Raw genomic sequence first — 18,168 nt, 5'->3', positions numbered from 1 at the left:
CGCTCGTCGCCGAGTCAATCATGATCAGCGCGACTAAAGCGGTTCCCGCAGCGAAGTCCGCCCCGCGCGCCAGGCGCCGAGCACCTGCTCGCCGAAACGGTCCTCGAGCAGGTTCGTTACTTGAATGCCGAGCACCACCGAGGCCCGCAGGTCCGGTTCCTGCGCGAGCAGATCGGTGATCGCCTCGCGCATCACCTGCTCGTGTACCGCGTCTGCCTCGACGTGTTCGTCGTAGAACAGGGCGCAGGCGGGATCGCTGTCCCAGCGGCCCAGCGCCTGGGACATCCGGCGGGCGCCGGGCGGGGAGGTGATCTCCACGGTGGCGAAGTGGCCCATCAGCGCGCCACGCCAGGCCCGATGCAGTCCGAACAGCGACATCATGTCGACCAGGGCGAACATCGGCGCGGGCACGATGTCGAGGTAGTGCAGATAGCGCGGGTCCAGCCCGGCGCCCGCCAGGAGGTCGGCGTAGAGCCGGGCATGCACCCGCTCGCCGCGTCCGCCGCCGAACTCGTCGAACTCCACCGCGACCAGCGAAGCCTTGGCCTGACCGCGCAGGCACGGGATCGCCCACGCATAGGGATCGGCCTCTTTGTGGTGGTAGATCGAGCGGTGCACGAAGTATTCGCGCAGCTGCCACGGTTCGCCCTCATCGCGCAAGAAGGCGCTGACGCCGGTCTCCTCGGCCGGGGTGGCCAGCAGGGCCTCGAGTTCGGCTTCGAGGTCGGTGCCGCCGGGGACGTCGCCGCGCAGGGCGCGCAGATAGTGCTGTTCCATGTCCGCGCGCAGGGTGAGCAGCCCGGGATCCCATTCCCAGCCGGGGTCGACCGCGCCGAAGCCGTGGTAGTGCAGCTCGTAGCAGGTGTGCAGGGCTAGCTGGAAGTCGTCGCCGTAGGGGTCGAGCTCGGGGAGTGCGGGCACGAGGCTGCCCGGTTCTCGCGTCAACGTGTCGATCACCCCGGCGGACAACTCGCCGCGGGGTGCGGGTAGAACGCCGACCTCGGTGACAGAAGGGGAAGTCATGAGCTGGACGTACCCAGGATCGCGGGTCCGATGCACGCAACAGTCGAGCGAACCACTTGCGCCCTTCTGTGCCGCGAGCTAAAACTTATCTATGCCTGATGGCACAGATAAGTAGCCATCGACGCCTGACATCCGTCCCGGCCGCCGCGGGTGGCCCGTTGACCGTCGAGAGCGAGGTGATGCCGGTCCGTACCGAGATTCTCGTTGTATCCAACCGTCAGATTCTTTCCGTCGACGGGTGGGCCCGGCCGCCGCGCCGGGCCCACCCGGCCCCTTCGCGCAACCCGTTCGCGATGATCTTCGAGGGATGATCCAGCCGCATGACTACGAGTACCACTGTCGAGAAGCCGCACCAGATCTCCACGGCCGCAAGCGGTCCCGAAGAAGCCCCGGTGGTCTACTGGCCCGAGCCGAGCCCGTTGGAGTCGTGGTGGACCACCGTCATGAAGTCCACCCACCCGCCCCGCGCCACCGGCTGACGCGACCTCGCGCGCGGTCCGCCGCTCTCCGATCGCGCGACGGTTCGGTCGCGGGCGGCCTCGTGGGCGGGCGGCCGCCGATGAAGCGGCGCGCCTGTTCCCCGATGGCGGCCGCGGTTACAGGGAGTCCAGCGCGGTGGCGGGGACGCCGTAGGGGAGGAAGCGGACGCGGCGGCGTTCGTCGGTGTTGTCGCGATGGGCGCGCAAGGCCTCGAGCTCGCTCGGGAACACCTGCTCGACCCTGGCCTCGCCCGCGTCGTTGATGCTGTAGATGACCCAGACGCCGCTGCCGGTCTCGCCGGTGGTCGCCTCGGCCTCCGGCTTCGGCGGGCGCGCCCGCTCCGGCTGGACGAACTGGCCGAGCAGCGACGCCAGGGTGTTCACGCCCGCGCGGTCGACGTACTGACCCGCCTTGCCGAGCAGGTCGCGGATCTCGATGCCCGCCTCCCGCAGCGCGCGTTCGAAATCCTCCGGATCGATCCCAAAAGGCCTCTCGGCTGCCATCACGTCGCTCCTCGGGACGAATTCGGTGTCGGCCTTCAGTGTCCTCGCGTATTCGGCGTTTCGCCACGTCCGGCGTGGCGAACCCGGCTCGACCCGGCGATCAGGCGCTGAGCGGCGCGGCGGTGACCTCGTAGCCGAGGTTGGTGAGCACCTCGGTGGTCGCCTTGGCGAAGTTCAGCGTGATGAAGTGCAGGCAGGGCGCGCCCTCGTCGATGAGGCGCTGGGCCAGCTCGGTGGCCAGTTCGATCCCGACCTCGCGCACCGCGGCACGATCCTCCTCGGGCCCGGTACCGGCCGCGCGACGCAGCCGCGCCATGAGCGGGGCGGGCAGCGCGCGGCCACTGAGTTCCTCCGCGCGCGCCACCGTGCGCAGCGAGGTGATGGGCATCAGCTCGGGGATGATCGGCTTCGCGCCCTGCTCGGGATCGGCGGCCGCGAGCCGGTCGCGCAGGCGCAGGTAGTGCTCGACCTCGAAGAACATCTGTGTGATCGAATAATCCGCGCCGGCGCGCAGTTTCGCGGCCAGGAACGCGGTATCGGTGTCGAGGTCGGGGGAGCGGTGGTGCATCTGCGGGAACGAGGCGACCCCCACGTTGAAATCGCCGAGATCTCGCACGATCCGCACCAGTTCCTCGGCGTACTCGACGCCATCGGGGTGCTTGTGCCAGTCGCCGAGCGGATCGCCCGGCGGGTCACCGCGCAGCACGAGGATGTTGCGAATGCCGTAGTCGGCGTAGGAGCCGACCAGCGCGCGCAGCTCGGCGATGCTGTGGCCGACCGCGGTCAGGTGCGCCACCGGCAGCAGCGTGGTCTCCTGCGCGAGCGCGCCGGTGATCCGTGCGGTGCGATCCTTGGTCGAACCGCCCGCGCCGTAGGTCATCGAGACGAACGCCGGGTGCATGCGCTCGAACTCGCGCACCGCACGCCACAGTCGCGCCTCGCCCGCCGCGTCGCGCGGCGGATTGAACTCCACCGAGAACGGCACCCGCTGGCGCGAATGCAGCCGCAGGCTCTGCACCACCGACGGCACGCCCCGGACCGTCGGCCCGATGCGTGCGGGGAAACTCCTGTGAGGGTTCAGCATTGACGAACTCCGTGGTCGCGCCCAGTGGTCACCACCCACAAGGAGCGAAACGCTGACGGAGCCCTGGAAGCATCAATCCCGTGCCCGGGTCCACTCGGCGTGACGCCCAATCCACGAGGCGACGACCGCCGGATACGGCGTACCCGGCACAACCGGCAGGTCTTCGGACTCGTGGGCGCGCCCACTCACCGTTGCGGGACAGTCCCGGACTCGCACCGGGTTCCCTCTCGCCCGCCCACGCGCGAACACGCGGGCGAACTCGACGCCATCCGATGGATCAGGGGCTCCTCGACTCCACCTCCGGCGAACCAGTTGTGCACGCGAATATAGGCGACGACCTCGGGCCACGCCAAGCTCGCCCGGCCGCGACGTGTCTGATTCGTGCTTTCGCGACCGCGCTGACCTGGGAGGTCTACCGTGGAGAGCAGCACTGTTGATCTCTCAGGAGGCTCGTCCGATGACGAGAAAAGTAGCCGACTGTCGCAGGTTCCCCAGCGAGACGAACTGCACGCTCACCATCTCCGGCGAAGAGGACGAGGTCGTGCGGGCCGCCAGTGAGCACGCGGTCTCGGTCCACCAGCACGAAGACGGCCCTGAGTTGCGCGCGCAGATCCGGGAGATGCTCGAGGACGAGCGCGTCGGCACCTGACCCAACCCCAGCGCGACCTGCGTAGACCGGGCCTGATCGGCCCCGGTGCGCTGGTCGGCGTCGTTCGGTGGCTCGGTTGGGCGATGCCCGGGCTGGGTATTCGGCACAGTGCAGTGCCGGGTCGGAAACGATCTCTACCGTTCGGGGGGCGGATCGGATGGTGTGGTGGTGATGATGACGAAGTTCGACGGCCGGGATGTAGCGGCGATCGAGGAATTCCTGCGGGTGGTGACCGCGGCGGACTACGCGGGGCCACCGCCGGATATGGACGCCGTCCGGCTGGTGCGTGCGGTGCTCGAGCATCAGCGTGATGTCGCGGAGACGACCTCGGCACTGGGCCTGACCGACGCCGCCGCGCAGTATCTGGCCGCGTGCGTGGATGCCGTCCTGCCGGACGTCGAACTGCTCGAACCCGAACCTGAAGTTGAGCCCGCGGCCCCGAGCGCCGCGGCTGATTCGGTGCGGCTCGGCGTGGCGTTCATCAAGGCGAATCTGCGGGAGGACGTCTCGATCGCCGATATCGCCGCCGCCGGATTCGTATCGGTGCGCTCCATGCAGCTGGCCTTTCAGCAGGAGTTGCAGACCACCCCCATGGGCTTCCTGCGCAGGCTGCGGATGCGCGAGGCCCATCGGGAACTCGAACAGCGCGTCGCGGGCGATGGAACGACGGTCAGCGGTATCGCCGTGGGCTGGGGGTTCGGGAACTCGGGCCGATTCGCGGTCGCCTATCGCCGACTCTACGGCCAATCCCCGAACACCACACGCAACAACTGAGCCCGGTGTTCGCAAGTCACTTCGCGCGCAATCCGTTTCGGGCGGGTGACGCCGGGTAAATCGGTCGTGCACTGCGCCGACGGGTACGCCGATGGGGCGTGCCGGGCGCTCGGCCGTTCACTGCTGAATGTGGCCGTCGGACCGGGTGCGGCGGGCGTCGCCGTGCCCCGGATTGCGAAAGAGATGGCATCACCATGACATACAGCCAACAACCCGTCGCCCATTCCGGACCGCGGGCACGTACGCTGGTCCAGCTCGGGTCCTTGGTCGTCGGCGCGGTATTTCTGCTCGTGGGCGTGCTCGGATTCATCCCCGGCATCACCACCGGCTTCGACACGCTGACCTTCGCCGGACATCACACCGAGGCGAAACTGCTCGGCCTGTTCCAGGTTTCGGTGCTACACAACATCGTGCACCTGCTCTTCGGCGTCGCCGGGATCGCGGCGGCGCGCACCGCCGCCGCCTCGCGCGGTTTCCTGATCGGTGGTGGCGTGATCTATCTGGTGCTGTGGTTGTACGGCTTGATCATCGACGAAGCCAGCAGTGCCAACTTCGTCCCGGTCAACACCGCCGACAACTGGCTGCACTTCGGTCTCGGCGTCGGCATGGTCGCGCTCGGCCTGCTGCTGCCGCGCGTCGGCGCGAACCAGACGGGCGGGTCGTTCGGCACGGACCCCACGCCCGGTTTCAATCGGCACTGACCCATGACACCAGCGACCCCGCGACAGGTGACTGTCGCGGGGTCGCTCCTGCTCTGCGTCTTTGTATCCCGCCGTTGCACTGGCCTGATATGCCCAAACCGATTGCGACACAGCGGTATCAGTGTCGGTTGCCGTCAATTATCGTTCGGGAGAGCGCTTTCCCGAAGGTGAGTGAGCGTCTTGGTGAGGATGCGGGAGACCTGCATCTGCGAGACGCCGAGCTGTTCGGCGATCTGGATCTGGGTCTGGCCGCGAAAGAACCGCAGGTGCAGGACGAGCCGTTCGCGGTCCGGGAGTTCGTCCAGCAGCGGTGCGACGGCGAGCGCTTCGTCGGTCAGCTGATAGCCGGGATCTTCCGCGCCGAGCATGTCGGCGGCACTGGGGGCGTAGTCGTTGTCGTTGTCGTGGGCGGAGGTGTCGAGCGGGTCGCTGGTGTAGGCGTTGGCGGCAAGCATCGCCTGGGTGACCTCCAGCAGGTCGACGCCGAGTTCGACGGCGATCTCCATGGCGGTGGGCATCCGGGACAGCCGGTGGCAGAGCCGCTCCACGGCGGGTGCGAGCATCAGCTGAATTTCCTTGGTGCGCCGCGGAACTCGCACCGACCAGCCGAAATCACGGAAGTGGCGGCGGACTTCACCCATGATCGTCGGCACGGCGAAGGCGAGAAACGGTGTCTCGCGCGCCGGGTCGTAGCGATCCACGGCCGCGACGAGCCCGAGGCTCGCGACCTGGAACAGGTCCTCGTAATTTTCCCCGCGACCGGTGTAGCGCCGGGCGATATGCTCGGCCAGCGGTAGGCACCGCCGCAGGATGTCCGCGCGCAGTCGCGCCCGTTCAGGCGAGCCGCTTGGCAGGTCCGCCAGTTCTGCCAGGATCGGTTCGATCCCGTCGTATGAGTCTTTTCCCCGGCCGTGACCTGCGCGAATCCGGCGGGTGGCGGGGGTGGAGGTGGGCAGGACGGTCATGAGAAACCTTCCGAACGCGACGGGTGCTCCATGAGGTTCTGCTCCTGGCTGAACGCCCTCATTCGACACGTCGCTCATCACAGCGTCCCAGACGGGTAGGCCGGGTGTCAGCCCGGAATGCGAAAGCGGGCCGTCGGCGGGGAGCCGGAAAACGAAAGCCCGCGCCTGTTCGGATACGGCGTAGTTCGCGCCACGCGGAGTGGGGCCGGATCCGTAACATGTTGCTCGCCAGTGCGATTCAATTCGTACCGGACGAGGGCAGGGCGATGCGGGAACTCCTATTGATCTGGTGGTGGTGTCGACAGCGCCGGCACCGCCACGCGCGGGATCTCGGACCGTCATCGCGGCTGCGGCTGCTGCGGCCCATCCTGGGCGCTGCCGCCGCCCTGGCCCTTGTCCTGGTCGGCGGTGGGGTGATCGTCTTCGGCCCTGGTTCTGAACCCGTGAAGGCGCGGATGTGCCTGCCGGTCGTCATACATCCGCCGTCCACTGCCGCCCACGACGGCGTCGTCCCGTGCCGGTGAGGATGGGCATGCGGGTTGCCCATCGCGCGGGCGGCGGCCTGTGTGGCCGACAGCATGATCACAGCCGCATGGGCCGGTCTTTGGCGAAGCATGGCCGCGGGTGGCCGTTGCGCACACCCGCGACCCGATCGCCTCCGCGTCCCGCACGCCGGCGGAGAAGGGTCGGCGGTGCGAAGACTTTCAGCGGCCTGCGGTGACCTCCTCCGGTTCGGATTCGACTCGCGCGGGCGGCACCGACCGGTGCAGCGCCCACAACGCCGCGGCGCAGGCCGTACCGATCAGCGTGAGCGTGGCCCAGATGAGTGCCGGACGGCCGGATTCGGTGAGTGCGTCGAAGAGGGCGCCGGTGCCGAGGTTGCCGAGCAGGATGCCGATGCCGACCACGGTGTTGTAGAAGCCGTAGTGCGTGGCGACGAGCCTGCCGCGCGCCAGCGTGACGACGGTGTCCATCTCGCAGGGAAACAAGGCGGCGGTCGCGAGCGCGAGCAGTGCGGCGCTGAGCAGCAGGGCGGCCACGGCGACCGGTTTGCCGCCGGGCCCAAGCGCGTTCGGCACGCAGAGCAGCGGCAGGAAGGCGGCGGCCATGGTCGTCATGGCGACGACGAGACCGCGCCCGGAGTCGCCGCGCCGCGCGAGCCAGCTCGTCACCGGCAGCTGGCTCGCGAGCGCGACGACGCCGCTGACCGCGAAGATCGCCGCGACCAGCCCGGTGCCTGCCGACCCTGGGCCGCCGACGATTCCGGCTTGCAACGGCAACGCCAGATACACCTGGAACGAGAGCACGTAGCCGCCGATCATCACCACCGCGAACAGCAGAAACGGTCGATTGCGCAGTACCGCTCGCCAATTGGCGAGCACCGATTCCTGCCCGGTATCGCGGTCGATGTCGCGGGTCGGCAGCCAGCCGAGCTGCACGGCGGTGAGCACGGCGAAGACCACCGCGGCCACCCCGGCCGTGGCGCGAAAGTCCCACGCCGTCAACGCCAAACCCGCCAGCGGTCCGGCGAGCATGCCCGCCTGATAGAAGATGTTGAACATCGCGAAGGCCGCCACGCGGCGTTGTTCTCCGGCGTCGGCGGCGAGATAGGCGCGCACGGCCGGATTGAACAGCGCACCCGCGAATCCGGTCGCCGCGATGGCGATGAACACGGCGGGCAATGTGTCGGCCAGGGCAAGCAACGCGAAACCCGCGGTGCGCAAGGCACATCCGGCGACGATCAGTGGCTTGTAACCCAGTCGGTCGGCGAGTGTGCCGCCCACCAGGAACATGCCCTGCTGGGCGAAGTTCCGCACGCCGAGCACCAGCCCGACCGTCCAGGCCGCCATCCCGAGCCCGCTGGACAGGTGCGCGGCGAGGTAGGGCATCAGCATGTAGAAGCCGAGGTTGATGCCGAACTGATTGATCATGAGCACCTGGCTCGGCCGGTCGAATGCGGCCCAGCGGCGCCACGTCCGGCTCATCGGGCCGCCACCGCGGTCGGCGCGACGACGGTGGTGCACCGGGTCCAGTGCCGTATCACCTGCGCGTGCGGGGCGTCGATCAGCGTGGGTTCGCTCGGCACGGCCCGGTCGAAGAGACCGTGCTCGGCGCAGTAGTCGTCGTTGTAGACGGTGTCGGCGTAGCGGTGCGGTCCGTCCGGGAACACCGCCGCGATCCGGGTGCCCGCGGATTCGGTGCGGGCCAGCCAGCCGGCGACCAGTGCCACCGCGCCGACGCTCCAGCCGCCGCTGCAATAGTGCGTCGATGCCAATGTCCGTGCCGCCCATACCGCTTCGTGCGGGGCCACCCAGTGCACCTCGCTGAAGGCCGGATAGTCGACATTGGCCGGATGGATGCTCGAGCCGAGGCCGCGCATCAACCTGCTCGCGGCGGGTTGCCCGAAGATGGTCGACCCGATCGTGTCGACGCCGACCAGGCGTAGGTCGGGGTGGAAGCGGCGCAGCACCCGCGCGACACCGGCCGAATGGCCGCCGGTGCCGACGGAGCACACCAGGACATCGATGTGCCCGAGCTGGGCGAGCAACTCCAATGCCAACGACTGGTAGCCATCGACATTGTCGGGATTGTTGTACTGGTCGGGGCACCACGAGCCGGGTTGGGCGGCAAGCAATTGCGCGACCCGGTCCCGCCGGGCCTGCTGCCAGCCGCCGACGGGGCTCGGCTCGGTGACCACGTCGATGGTGGCGCCGTAGGCGGCGAGCATCCGCCGCAGCATCGGTTCCATCCCAGGATCGGTGACCAGGGTGACCGGGTGGTGATGCACGATCCCCGCGAGCGCGAGCCCCAAACCGAGGGTGCCGCTGGTGGATTCGACGATGCCGGCGCCCGGGCGCAGCGTGCCGCGCGCGCTGGCACGTTCGACCATGTGCAGCGCGGGGCGATCCTTCATGCCACCGGGATTGTGGGCTTCGAGTTTGGCCCAGAAGCCGTGGCCGCCGGTGGCGAATGGTTCCCCGATCCAGAGCACCGGGGTGTCTCCGACGAGGGTCGCAGGCCGACGGCGGCCGTGCTCCTGGGGGTGAAGATGATTGGCGGACAAGACGACACGGTCGACAAGGGCACTGCACATGAGCGAACTCCTGGAGTCGATCGGCATCGGAGATGCCGTGCTGTATCGGACGGACCCGCGGGCCGGCGTGCCGGGACTCGGCGGCCGGCCGGTGACCGTCAGCAGCGATCGATACAGTGCGTGCGCAGAATTGCCCGTCCGTCGGGGGCCGCGATACGCCATGGCCCCCATCCGGCGAGCCACGGCGGGCTCGGATCCGATTGCGCGTCAGCGACGTCGAGGTCGACGGCGATGGTCGTGACGGTGGGCTCGGCGGTACGCGGCGGGACGCTCATCACGCAGCCCTGCTCGTGCGCGGCGCCGGGCGCCTGCGCGTGATGGGGTGCGCCATGCGATTTTTCGGCGGCGAACTGCGCCTGCGCCGGTGGCGCGGCGGCGGACACCCCCGGCAAACCGAGCACGCACATGAACAGCGCGTGGGCGAGCAGCAGAGCCGACGCCGCGACCACGCAGGCGATCCCTCGCCTGCGTGGTGCCTCGACTCGCACGGTCACAAGCGCCAACCATAGCCGAACCCGGCGCGATGCCGGGACGGGCGGCTCCCCAGTGCGGCAACCGGCGACGAGTGCCGCATCGCCACGGTGGTCCACGCGTTTCGCCGTCTGACGTCGACCGCCGAAGACTGGACGGTTGGTAGTGTTCGCTGCCGCCGCGAGGGATCGGTTGACCGGGTGCGTGGCTCGTCAGCCGATCTCGTAGACGGCGTAGGCGGCGCGCAGGACCGGTTGGGCCACGTTGCGCACGCGGATTCCGCCGGGCGTCGTGCCGCGTTCGGCGCCCGCGTGGGCATGGCCGTGCAGGGCGAGATCGGCGGCGTGTTCGTCGATGGCCGCACCGAGCAGGTAGGAACCGAGGAACGGGTAGATCTCCCTGGGTTCGCCGTGCAGGGTGTCGCTGACGGGTGAGTAGTGGGTGAGCGCGACCGTGACGTCGGTGTCGAGTTCGGCCAGGGCGGTCGCCAGCGAGTCGGCCAATGTCACTGTGTGGCGCGAGAAGTCGCGCATCTGCCGCTCGCCGAAGATGCTCGCGCACTTGCCCGCGAAGCCGCCGCCGAAGCCTTTCGTCCCGGCGACGCCGAGGGTCCGGCCGTTGATCGAGAAGCTGACGGAGCTGCCTTCGAGCACGGTGATCCCGTGCTCGACCAGCAGCGCGGTGATCTCGTCCTCGGCGTCGCTGTGATAGTCGTGGTTTCCCAGCACCGCGACGACCGGTACGCCGAGTTCGGCGAATTCGGTGGCGACCACCTTGGCCTCCTCGACGGTGCCGTGGCGGGTGAGATCGCCGGCGAGTAGCAGGATGTCGGCGTGCTCGGGCAGTTCGCGCACCGCGGGGCGCCACAGCCCATGCGAATCGGCACCGAGATGGACGTCGCCGACGGCGGCTATGCGCATGCGGCTCAACTCCCTCCGGGGTCGACCGTGCCGAGTGCCTCGCTGGCGCCGGGGGCGCTCGGTGGCATGACACGGACGTCATTGTGGATGCGTGCCCGCGGAAGCTGTTCGCGGACCACGGTTTCCAGCTGTCGCTTACGCTCCTCGGTGGCCACCTCGCCGTCGAGTGCCACCACCTCGCCGCGGATCGTCACGTGCACACCGAGTTCCGCCGTGCGCGGGTCCTCGGCCAGGGCGCGCCGTAGGTGCGCCACCAGGTATTGCGGCTGCTCCATCTAAACCAGCTTTCCGGTGTCGGTGATGCCGAGCTCGTCGATCAGACCCAGGAATGCCCTTGCGTAGGGCGAGCTTTCGGTCTGCTTCCGGGCCGCAGGCCAGTCGACCTGCTCGCGTAGGTCGCGCGCGATGTGCAGCAGCGGCGCGAAATCGAGCCGGTGCGCGTCGAAGACCAGCAGCTTGTCCACCATGAGGTCGGTGCCGCTGACCACCGGCGCGGTGGTGGGTCCGATCCGCATCGGGGTGGCGCGGCCGAGCAGTTCGTCGGTGACGTCGCGATTGTTCGGCCGGTAGATCAGGTCGATCAGGACCTCGCCCGCGTAGACCTTGCGCAGCCAGTCCTCGGGTGGATCGCACACCCGCAGGCCGGATTCGGCCAGCGTTCGCACCGCCGAGGCGCAGTCCCGCGGTTTGACGAAGATATCGACATCGTGCTGCGAAGCGGGCCCGCCCCGCGCGTAGACCGCGCAACCACCGGCCACCGCGAATTCGACCCCCGCCGCGGTCAGCGCGTTGACCGCGCGGGTCAGTGCGTGCAGCAATTCGTCGATGGTGGGGGCCATGCGAGGGCGATACCCGGTGGGCGCTCGACTATGCGAGCTATCGTGGGGTATGCCGCGCCGTTTCCCGGCGGCCCGACCGGGTATCGCCCCGGCATGACCGCTGGAAACGACGGCCGAGGTATCGACCTGGGGTTGCCCAGCTCGATCGCGGCGGCCCTGTTCGATCTCGACGGCGTCCTGACCGACACCGCGGCGGTGCATCAGCGGGCGTGGCGGGAGGTGTTCGACGACTTTCTCGTGCGTCGCTGTGGCCCCGATTTCGTCCCGTTCTCCGCTGACGATTACCTGCGCTACGTCGACGGCAGGCCGCGGGCGGACGGCGTTCGGGAGTTCCTGCGTTCGCGGGACCTGACATTGCCGGAGGGCGAACCGGACGCCGAGCCGGGGACGGAGACGATCCACGCCATCGGCAATCGCAAGAACAGTCTGTTGCTCTCGCTCATCGAGCGCGACGGTGTCGCGGTCTATCCGAGTTCGGTCGAGTATCTGGCCGCGGTGCGCGCCGCGGGCCTGCGGGTCGCCGTGGTGACCGCCTCGGCCAACGCGGCCGCGGTGCTGGCGGCGACCGGGCTCGCGGACCGCATCGAGGTCCGGGTCGACGGTAACGACGTCGTTCGGCTCGGCCTGCGCGGCAAGCCCGCCCCGGACAGCTTTCTGGAGGCGGCCCGGCGGCTGGCCGTAGCACCGGACACCGCAGCGGTCTTCGAGGACGCGGTCGCCGGGGTGGCGGCCGGACACCAGGGCGGCTTCGGGTTCGTCGTCGGTGTCGACCGTATCGGCGATGGTACGCACCGACAGGAACTCGGCGCGGCAGGCGCGGACCTCGTCGTGGCGGACTTGGCCGAGTTGAGCGGAAGGCGTGACGAATGACATTGCGGTGTCGTGATTTCGAGGTCGATCCATGGCAATTGCGGTGGTGTGGACTGGATCTGGCGGCGCTGCGGCGCGCGGAGTCGATCTTCGCGCTGTCGAACGGTCACATCGGGGTGCGCGGCACGCTCGACGAGGGCGAGCCGGTCGGCGAGCCGGGCACCTATCTCAACGGCTTCTACGAGAAGCGCCGACTGCCGTACGCCGAAGTGGGATACGGGTATCCGGAGCAGGGGCAGACGATCGTCAACGTCACCGACGGGAAGATCATCCGCCTGCTTGTCGGCGACGAACCGATGGACCTGCGCTACGGGTACACCGAGGAACACGAACGCGTGCTCGACTTCCGCTCCGGCACACTGTGTCGCAGCACCGTGTGGACCTCGCCGACGGGGCATTCCGTCCGGGTGCGCTCGCAGCGGCTCGTGTCGTTCACCGAACGGGCGCTGGTCGCGATCCGCTACGCGGTCGAGCCGCTCGACGACGATCTGGACCTGGTGATCCAATCGGATCTGCTCACCAACGAGCCCCTCGCGGTCCAGTACGGCGATCCCCGGGTCGCGGCACGGCTCGAGCGGCCGCTGGTATCCGACTTCGCCGCCGCCCGCGACTTCCAGGCGGTGCTCGCCCACCACACCGACCGATCGGCGTTACGGATGGCGGCCGCGATGGACCACGAGTTGACCGCGACCGCCGCGCCGCGCTGCGCGATCCATGCCGAAGCCGACCTGGCCCGCTTGACGATCGCGGTCGACGCGGCGCGCGGTGACACGGTGTGCCTGACCAAATACCTCGCCTACGGCTGGTCGAGTCAGCGCTCGACCCCTGCCTTGCGTGCCCAGGTGGAGGCGGCGTTGGCCGCCGGTATGGAGACCGGATGGGACGAGCTGCTCGAACGCCAGCGTGCCTATCTGGACGAGTTCTGGTCGAGCGCCGATGTCGAGATCGACGGCGACCCCGAGATGCAGCAGGCGGTGCGCTTCGCGCTGTTCCATGTGCTGCAGGCCGGCGCGCGCGGGGAGACCCGCGCGATCCCGTCGAAGGGGTTGACCGGCCCCGGTTACGACGGTCATGCGTTCTGGGACACCGAGACTTTCGTGCTCCCGGTGCTGACCCACACCATGCCCGCCGCCGCGGCCGACGCGCTGCGCTGGCGCCATTCGACCCTCGACCCGGCGCGGCAGCGGGCGCGCGAACTCGGCCAGCCCGGCGCGATGTTCCCGTGGCGCTCGATCAACGGCGAGGAAGGATCCGGCTACTGGCCGACCGGTACCGCGGCGGTGCATGTCAACGCCGACATCGCGGACGCGACCATCCGCTACGTCACCGCGACCGGCGACGAGGTCTTCGAACGGGAGTGCGGGGTCGAACTCCTGGTGGAGACCGCGCGCATGTGGAGCGGGCTCGGCCATCGCGACGCGGCCGGTACCTTCCGGATCGACGGCGTCACCGGTCCGGACGAGTATTCGGCGTTGGCCGACAACAACATCTATACGAACCTGCTGGCGCAGCGGAACCTGCTCGGCGCGGTGGCGGCGTGCGAACGGCATCCGGAGCAGGCGCGGCGGCTCGGCGTCTCGGCGGCCGAACTCGACGGCTGGCGTGCCGACGCGCGGCACCCGGCCATGCCCTATAACGACGAGCTCGAGGTGCACGAGCAAGCGGAGGGATTCACCCGCTACATGCGCTGGGACTTCGCCGCGACCCCGCCCGAGCGCTACCCATTGCTGCTGCACTATCCGTACTTCGACCTGAACCGGAAGCAGGTGATCAAACAGGCGGATCTGGTGCTGGCGATGTACCTGTGCCCCAACGCTTTCACGCCGGAACAGAAGGTGCGCAACTTCGACTACTACGAGGCGCTGACCGTGCGCGACTCTTCGCTGTCGGCGTGCGCGCAGTCGATTCTGGCGGCCGAGGTCGGCAATTCAGGGTTGGCCTTCGACTATTTCGTCGAGTCCGCGCTGACCGACCTGCACGATCTGCACCACAACGTGGCCAGCGGGCTGCATATCGCCGCGCTCGCCGGTGCGTGGAGCTGCTGCGTCGCCGGGTTCGGCGGCATGCGGGTGTGTGACGGCGAATTGCGGTTCGCGCCAAGGATTCCGGAGCGCATCCGGCGGCTGGCCTTCCGAATTCTGTGGCGTGGCAGCCGGTTGGCGGTCGAGATCACCCGTGACACCGTGGTGTATCGGCTGCTGTCCGGCGAGCGCATCGAGCTTCGGCACCACGGCGCGCCGCACGTTGTGGGTGAAGAACCGTTGCTGCTGTCGATTCCGGCGGCGCCGAGCGTGTCCAAGGCCGAACCGCCGCCCGGACGTGCGCCGTATCACCGTGCGGCGGTGCCTGATTCGCCGACTACGGCAGGTCCCACAGCGCCGCGCGGATGACATACAGGAACCAGGTCTGGGCGGGGCTGCGGCCCGGCGGACGGCGGGTGTAGGCGGCGACCTCGGCGGGTTCGATGGGCCAGGGCAGGGTGAAGGTGCGCACGGGATGGGTCCTGGCGAGCGCGCGGGCGACGCGCTGCGGGACGATCGCGACGAGCTCGCTGTCCTGCACCACGTAGGGCAATGTGGCGAACCGGGTCACCCGCACCGCGATGCGCCGTTCCAGGCCGTTGGCGCGCAGTGCGTGCCGGGGCGCGGGATGGCCGGTGGCGCCGTCGACGACGATGTGGCGCTCGGCCCGCAGTTCGGCATCGGTGGGTGCCGCGCTCCGCAGGCGCGGATGATCGGCGGCGACCATGCCCGCGTAGCCCTCGGTGAACAGCGGCAGACGGCTGAGCCGGGCCGAATCGAGGATCGGGGTGGCCACGATCGCGTCGACCCGGCCACGGGTGAGTTCATCGGTCGCGGTGTCGATGTCGAACGCGTGCACCTGCAGGCTCGCGGCGGGCGCGCGGGCGGTGAGCTCGGCGAGCACCCGAGGTAGCGAGTTGACCTCGCCGAGATCGGTGAGTCCGATGGCGAAGCTGATCGGCCCGGTGACATCGAATTCCTTTGTCGCGCCGATGGTTACGTCCATCTGCTCGATGGCGGTGCGCAGCGGCGGATAGAGCCGCTCGGCCTCCGAGCTCGGCACCAGCCCGCCAGGGCCGCGCACGAACAACTCGTCGCCCAGCCTTCGGCGCAGCTTGCCGAGACCGTAGCTGACGGTGGGCTGGGTGACCCCGAGGACGTCGGCCGTCGCGGTGACGCTTCGCGTCTCGTAGAGCAGGACGAAGGTCCGGACGAGGTTGAGATCGAACTCCGCGCCCATAGATCTCCTCTATGCGAATGGGGAAAAACATCTATTGGATTTCTGGCGAGGCCGATCGTAGCGTGATGGCACTCACAACGGCATATCAGAAACGATCTCCCATGAAGAAGTTGTTGTCCTGGCCGGCGGTGCTCTGCTGGCTGACCGTGCTGCTGGAGGGTTACGACCTCGTCGTGCTCGGCGCGGTCATTCCGACCCTGATCGACCAGCACCATCTCGGATTCACCGCGGCGAGTACCACCTTCGCCGCCACCATCTCCCTCGTCGGTGTCGCTATCGGCGCGACGACCTCGGGCCCGATAGCCGATCGGTATGGCAGGCGCAAGATGCTGCTCGGCTCGATCGCGGTGTTCTCGCTGTGCACCGCCGCGATACCGATCGCCGGTTCGGTGGGCGTGTTCGCCGCGATGCGACTGATCGCGGGCAGCGGGCTCGGCGCGTGCCTGCCGACGGCGCTGACGTTCATGGCCGAACACATGCCACCGTCGCGCCGGGCGTTCGCGAGCACGATCACGATGACCGGCTATCACACCGGCGCGGTGCTGACCGCGTTGCTCGCGCTGCGGGTGATTCCGCACTGGCAGCCGCTGTTCTATGCCGGTGGCGCGGCCGGTCTCCTGCTGCTGCCGCTGCTGTGGGCCAAACTGCCCGAGTCGCAGGCCTACCTCGCGGTCAGGTCCGCGCCCACCCGGTCGCGGCCCGCGGTGCTGCTTCGCCCGGCGTATCTGCGTGCGACGCTGGGGGTTTGGGTCGGCTCGTTCATGGGCCTGCTCCTGGTGTACGGACTCAACACCTGGCTGCCGAAGCTGATGCGCGACGCCGGATACAACATGTCGACCTCGTTGACCGTGTTGCTGATGCTGAACATCGGCGCCGTCATCGGCCTGCTCGCGGCGGGAACGCTCGCCGACCGGCGTGGCATCAAACCGACCGTGCTGGTGTGGTTCGCCGCCGCGGCGTTGTTCCTGGCGGCACTGAGCGTGCGGATCCCGAGCACGTTGCTGCTCAACGCACTGGTGCTCGTCACCGGCGTGTTCGTGTTCTCCGCGCAGGTGCTGATCTACGCCTACGTGACCCAGGCGTACCCGGCCGAGATCCGCGCCACCGCTATGGGATTCGCCGCCGGGGTCGGCAGGCTCGGCGCGATCTTCGGTCCGACGATCACCGGCTGGCTTATCGTCGTCGGCGCGGCGAACGTCTGGAGCTTCTATCTCTTCGCTGTGGTCGCGGGGATCGGCCTGCTCGCCATGGCCGCCGCGCCGCGCACCACCGTGGACGGGCTGGTCCCCGCCGACCCGGTGGTGCGGGCCGAGTCGAAGGTGCGACCGGCATGACCGATATGCGAACGCAGGTGGCGATCGTCGGGGCAGGCCCGGCCGGTCTGCTGCTCTCGCACCTGCTCTCGCGGGCCGGGATCGACAGCGTGGTCGTCGATCACCGCGGGTACGCCGAGATCGCGAGCACCATCCGCGCGGGCATTCTCGAGGCGGGATCGGTACGCCTGCTGGTGGATTCGGGGGTCTCGGATCGGGTGCTGACCGCGGGTGACCGGCACGACGGCGTGGTGCTGCGGTTCGACGGGGAGAACCATCGGATCGACTTCCAGGAGCTGCTCGGCGAATCCGTCTGGCTCTACCCGCAAACCGAGGTCTTCCTGGACCTGGCGGCGCGGCGTAAAGCCGATGGCGGCGATGTGCGTTTCGGCGTCACCGGCACCGCCGTCGACATCTCCGGCGCGCGCCCGAGCGTCATGTTCACCGAATCGTGCGGTACGACGGTGCGTGTCGAGGCCGACCTGCTGGTCGGCGCCGACGGGTCGCATTCGATCTGCCGCCGCGCCTACCCGGCGGGCACCCGCACCGAATGGTTTCGCGAGTACCCCTTCGCCTGGTTCGGCGTGCTCACCGAGGCGCCGCCGTCGCACGACGAATTGATCTATACCCGTTCCGAATTCGGCTTCGCGCTGATCAGCAGGCGCACCGAGACGCTGCAGCGGATGTATTTCCAATGCGCACCCGGTACCCGGCCCGAGGAATGGGACGACGACCGGATCTGGGCGCAGCTGCGCCGCCGCGTCAACGGCAACGGCTTCACGCTGCGGGAAGGGCCGATCACGGCGAAGACGGTGCTGCCGTTCCGCTCGTTCGTCACCGCCCCGATGCGGTACGGGAACCTGCTGCTGGCCGGCGACGCCGCGCACACGGTGCCGCCGACCGGCGCGAAAGGCCTGAATCTCGCGCTCGCGGACGTGGCGGTGCTGGCGGAGGTGCTCACCGAGTTCTATGCCCGGCGCGACCCCGACGTGCTCGACCGCTACACCGAGCGGGCATTGGACCGGGTATGGCGCGCCCAGCACTTCTCGTATTGGGCCACCACGATGCTGCATTCGATCGAGGGGGCTTCGCCCTTCGATCTGGAGCGCCAACGGGGTGAGCTCGCGTTGATCACCGGATCACGCCACGGTGCGACGTATTTCGCCGAGGCCTATACCGGCTGGCAACACCAGAAACCGACCGAACGACGAAAGGTGTGAT

20 protein-coding genes and 1 riboswitch are annotated in these 18,168 nt (G+C 68.9%); of the genes, 9 read left to right on the top strand and 11 right to left on the bottom strand.

Going from position 1 to position 18,168, the window contains the following annotated elements:
• Positions 1-33: 33 nt before the first annotated feature.
• A complete protein-coding gene (locus F5X71_RS19175) occupies positions 34-1,023 on the bottom strand; it encodes an iron-containing redox enzyme family protein (protein ID WP_167463275.1) in 990 nt (329 codons plus the stop codon).
• Positions 1,024-1,343: 320 nt separating this feature from the next.
• Here F5X71_RS19175 and F5X71_RS19170 point away from each other — a divergent pair, with 320 nt between their 5' ends.
• Entirely contained in the window at positions 1,344-1,502 is a 159-nt protein-coding gene (locus F5X71_RS19170) for a hypothetical protein (protein ID WP_167463274.1), read from the top strand.
• Between the two features lie 117 nt (positions 1,503-1,619).
• Here the strand turns inward: F5X71_RS19170 and F5X71_RS19165 are convergent, their stop codons facing one another.
• Both F5X71_RS19165 and F5X71_RS19160 read right to left on the bottom strand, forming a co-directional pair.
• Positions 1,620-2,006: a hypothetical protein gene (locus F5X71_RS19165; protein WP_167463273.1), complete on the bottom strand. Its 387-nt coding sequence runs from the start codon at positions 2,004-2,006 to the stop codon at positions 1,620-1,622.
• A 100-nt stretch (positions 2,007-2,106) separates the two neighbouring features.
• Positions 2,107-3,090: a methylenetetrahydrofolate reductase gene (locus tag F5X71_RS19160; RefSeq protein ID WP_238815323.1), complete on the bottom strand. Its 984-nt coding sequence runs from the start codon at positions 3,088-3,090 to the stop codon at positions 2,107-2,109.
• A 137-nt stretch (positions 3,091-3,227) separates the two neighbouring features.
• A riboswitch (cobalamin riboswitch) is annotated at positions 3,228-3,368 on the bottom strand.
• 179 nt (positions 3,369-3,547) lie between these two features.
• Between F5X71_RS19160 and F5X71_RS19155 the strand changes: the two genes are divergently transcribed.
• The 3 genes from F5X71_RS19155 to F5X71_RS19145 all read left to right on the top strand — a co-directional run bounded on the left by F5X71_RS19155 (position 3,548) and on the right by F5X71_RS19145 (position 5,214).
• A complete protein-coding gene (locus F5X71_RS19155) occupies positions 3,548-3,739 on the top strand; it encodes a DUF1059 domain-containing protein (RefSeq protein WP_167463272.1) in 192 nt (63 codons plus the stop codon).
• 174 nt (positions 3,740-3,913) lie between these two features.
• A complete protein-coding gene (locus F5X71_RS19150; RefSeq protein ID WP_167463271.1) occupies positions 3,914-4,513 on the top strand; it encodes a helix-turn-helix transcriptional regulator in 600 nt (199 codons plus the stop codon).
• A gap of 194 nt (positions 4,514-4,707) precedes the next feature.
• Entirely contained in the window at positions 4,708-5,214 is a 507-nt protein-coding gene (locus tag F5X71_RS19145) for a DUF4383 domain-containing protein (RefSeq protein WP_167463270.1), read from the top strand.
• A 134-nt stretch (positions 5,215-5,348) separates the two neighbouring features.
• Here F5X71_RS19145 and F5X71_RS19140 read toward each other — a convergent pair whose 3' ends face one another.
• Positions 5,349-6,179, bottom strand: coding sequence for an RNA polymerase sigma factor SigF (locus F5X71_RS19140; protein ID WP_238815322.1), 831 nt, complete (start codon positions 6,177-6,179; stop codon positions 5,349-5,351).
• A 218-nt stretch (positions 6,180-6,397) separates the two neighbouring features.
• Between F5X71_RS19140 and F5X71_RS19135 the strand changes: the two genes are divergently transcribed.
• Entirely contained in the window at positions 6,398-6,703 is a 306-nt protein-coding gene (locus F5X71_RS19135) for a hypothetical protein (RefSeq protein WP_167463269.1), read from the top strand.
• A 180-nt stretch (positions 6,704-6,883) separates the two neighbouring features.
• Here F5X71_RS19135 and F5X71_RS19130 read toward each other — a convergent pair whose 3' ends face one another.
• From F5X71_RS19130 to F5X71_RS19105, 6 genes are all read right to left on the bottom strand, one after another.
• Positions 6,884-8,164: an MFS transporter gene (locus tag F5X71_RS19130; RefSeq protein WP_167463268.1), complete on the bottom strand. Its 1,281-nt coding sequence runs from the start codon at positions 8,162-8,164 to the stop codon at positions 6,884-6,886.
• On the bottom strand, positions 8,161-9,273 hold the full coding sequence (locus F5X71_RS19125) for a PLP-dependent cysteine synthase family protein (RefSeq protein ID WP_174817098.1): 1,113 nt from the start codon (positions 9,271-9,273) through the stop codon (positions 8,161-8,163). The genes F5X71_RS19130 and F5X71_RS19125 overlap by 4 nt, the downstream gene beginning before the upstream one ends.
• Before the next feature lie 98 nt (positions 9,274-9,371).
• Positions 9,372-9,767: a hypothetical protein gene (locus tag F5X71_RS19120; RefSeq protein WP_167463267.1), complete on the bottom strand. Its 396-nt coding sequence runs from the start codon at positions 9,765-9,767 to the stop codon at positions 9,372-9,374.
• 189 nt (positions 9,768-9,956) lie between these two features.
• Positions 9,957-10,664 (bottom strand): metallophosphoesterase family protein, encoded by a 708-nt coding sequence (locus tag F5X71_RS19115; RefSeq protein WP_167463266.1) that lies wholly within the window; start codon positions 10,662-10,664, stop codon positions 9,957-9,959.
• 5 nt (positions 10,665-10,669) lie between these two features.
• Positions 10,670-10,939 carry a BON domain-containing protein gene (locus F5X71_RS19110; protein ID WP_167463265.1) on the bottom strand — a complete coding sequence of 90 codons (270 nt, stop codon included), beginning with the start codon at positions 10,937-10,939 and terminating at the stop codon, positions 10,670-10,672.
• Complete coding sequence (locus tag F5X71_RS19105; RefSeq protein ID WP_167463264.1) at positions 10,940-11,503, bottom strand: nucleotidyltransferase family protein; 564 nt, start codon at positions 11,501-11,503, stop codon at positions 10,940-10,942.
• Positions 11,504-11,596: 93 nt separating this feature from the next.
• Between F5X71_RS19105 and F5X71_RS19100 the strand changes: the two genes are divergently transcribed.
• Together F5X71_RS19100 and F5X71_RS19095 are read left to right on the top strand one after the other, a co-directional pair.
• Positions 11,597-12,373 carry an HAD family hydrolase gene (locus tag F5X71_RS19100; protein ID WP_174817097.1) on the top strand — a complete coding sequence of 259 codons (777 nt, stop codon included), beginning with the start codon at positions 11,597-11,599 and terminating at the stop codon, positions 12,371-12,373.
• The gene (locus tag F5X71_RS19095; protein ID WP_167463263.1) at positions 12,370-14,763 is read left to right on the top strand and encodes a glycoside hydrolase family 65 protein; all 2,394 of its coding nucleotides are present in this window, start codon (positions 12,370-12,372) and stop codon (positions 14,761-14,763) included. The genes F5X71_RS19100 and F5X71_RS19095 overlap by 4 nt, the downstream gene beginning before the upstream one ends.
• On the opposite strand, the gene F5X71_RS19090 is transcribed toward F5X71_RS19095, so the two are convergent.
• Positions 14,732-15,634, bottom strand: a complete 903-nt coding sequence (locus F5X71_RS19090; protein WP_167463262.1) for a LysR family transcriptional regulator — start codon at positions 15,632-15,634, stop codon at positions 14,732-14,734. The two genes, F5X71_RS19095 and F5X71_RS19090, sit on opposite strands and share 32 nt — an antisense overlap.
• A 101-nt stretch (positions 15,635-15,735) precedes the next feature.
• Between F5X71_RS19090 and F5X71_RS19085 the strand changes: the two genes are divergently transcribed.
• Entirely contained in the window at positions 15,736-16,968 is a 1,233-nt protein-coding gene (locus F5X71_RS19085; protein ID WP_167463261.1) for an MFS transporter, read from the top strand.
• Positions 16,965-18,167 carry a 4-hydroxybenzoate 3-monooxygenase gene (locus F5X71_RS19080; RefSeq protein ID WP_167463260.1) on the top strand — a complete coding sequence of 401 codons (1,203 nt, stop codon included), beginning with the start codon at positions 16,965-16,967 and terminating at the stop codon, positions 18,165-18,167. Before F5X71_RS19085 ends, F5X71_RS19080 begins: the two co-directional genes overlap by 4 nt.
• The last annotated feature ends 1 nt before the right edge of the window (position 18,168 follow it).

The organism is Nocardia brasiliensis (genome assembly GCF_011801125.1).
GTDB classification, from domain to species: Bacteria; Actinomycetota; Actinomycetes; order Mycobacteriales; family Mycobacteriaceae; genus Nocardia; species Nocardia brasiliensis_C.
This window is presented reverse-complemented; position numbering and strand designations above follow the sequence as displayed.

Bases quoted from the DNA above. Each gene is read 5' to 3' on its own strand.
- F5X71_RS19160 (WP_238815323.1), bottom strand. From the start codon at position 3,090: ATGCTGAACCCTCACAGGAGTTTCCCCGCACGCATCGGGCCGACGGTC.
- F5X71_RS19145 (WP_167463270.1), top strand. From the start codon at position 4,708: ATGACATACAGCCAACAACCCGTCGCCCATTCCGGACCGCGGGCACGT.
- F5X71_RS19110 (WP_167463265.1), bottom strand. From the start codon at position 10,939: ATGGAGCAGCCGCAATACCTGGTGGCGCACCTACGGCGCGCCCTGGCC.
- F5X71_RS19100 (WP_174817097.1), top strand. From the start codon at position 11,597: ATGACCGCTGGAAACGACGGCCGAGGTATCGACCTGGGGTTGCCCAGC.
- F5X71_RS19175 (WP_167463275.1), bottom strand. From the start codon at position 1,023: ATGACTTCCCCTTCTGTCACCGAGGTCGGCGTTCTACCCGCACCCCGC.
- F5X71_RS19095 (WP_167463263.1), top strand. From the start codon at position 12,370: ATGACATTGCGGTGTCGTGATTTCGAGGTCGATCCATGGCAATTGCGG.
- F5X71_RS19080 (WP_167463260.1), top strand. From the start codon at position 16,965: ATGACCGATATGCGAACGCAGGTGGCGATCGTCGGGGCAGGCCCGGCC.
- F5X71_RS19165 (WP_167463273.1), bottom strand. From the start codon at position 2,006: ATGGCAGCCGAGAGGCCTTTTGGGATCGATCCGGAGGATTTCGAACGC.
- F5X71_RS19090 (WP_167463262.1), bottom strand. From the start codon at position 15,634: ATGGGCGCGGAGTTCGATCTCAACCTCGTCCGGACCTTCGTCCTGCTC.
- F5X71_RS19125 (WP_174817098.1), bottom strand. From the start codon at position 9,273: ATGTGCAGTGCCCTTGTCGACCGTGTCGTCTTGTCCGCCAATCATCTT.
- F5X71_RS19155 (WP_167463272.1), top strand. From the start codon at position 3,548: ATGACGAGAAAAGTAGCCGACTGTCGCAGGTTCCCCAGCGAGACGAAC.
- F5X71_RS19150 (WP_167463271.1), top strand. From the start codon at position 3,914: ATGACGAAGTTCGACGGCCGGGATGTAGCGGCGATCGAGGAATTCCTG.
- F5X71_RS19170 (WP_167463274.1), top strand. From the start codon at position 1,344: ATGACTACGAGTACCACTGTCGAGAAGCCGCACCAGATCTCCACGGCC.
- F5X71_RS19085 (WP_167463261.1), top strand. From the start codon at position 15,736: ATGAAGAAGTTGTTGTCCTGGCCGGCGGTGCTCTGCTGGCTGACCGTG.
- F5X71_RS19105 (WP_167463264.1), bottom strand. From the start codon at position 11,503: ATGGCCCCCACCATCGACGAATTGCTGCACGCACTGACCCGCGCGGTC.
- F5X71_RS19135 (WP_167463269.1), top strand. From the start codon at position 6,398: ATGTTGCTCGCCAGTGCGATTCAATTCGTACCGGACGAGGGCAGGGCG.
- F5X71_RS19140 (WP_238815322.1), bottom strand. From the start codon at position 6,179: ATGACCGTCCTGCCCACCTCCACCCCCGCCACCCGCCGGATTCGCGCA.
- F5X71_RS19130 (WP_167463268.1), bottom strand. From the start codon at position 8,164: ATGAGCCGGACGTGGCGCCGCTGGGCCGCATTCGACCGGCCGAGCCAG.
- F5X71_RS19115 (WP_167463266.1), bottom strand. From the start codon at position 10,664: ATGCGCATAGCCGCCGTCGGCGACGTCCATCTCGGTGCCGATTCGCAT.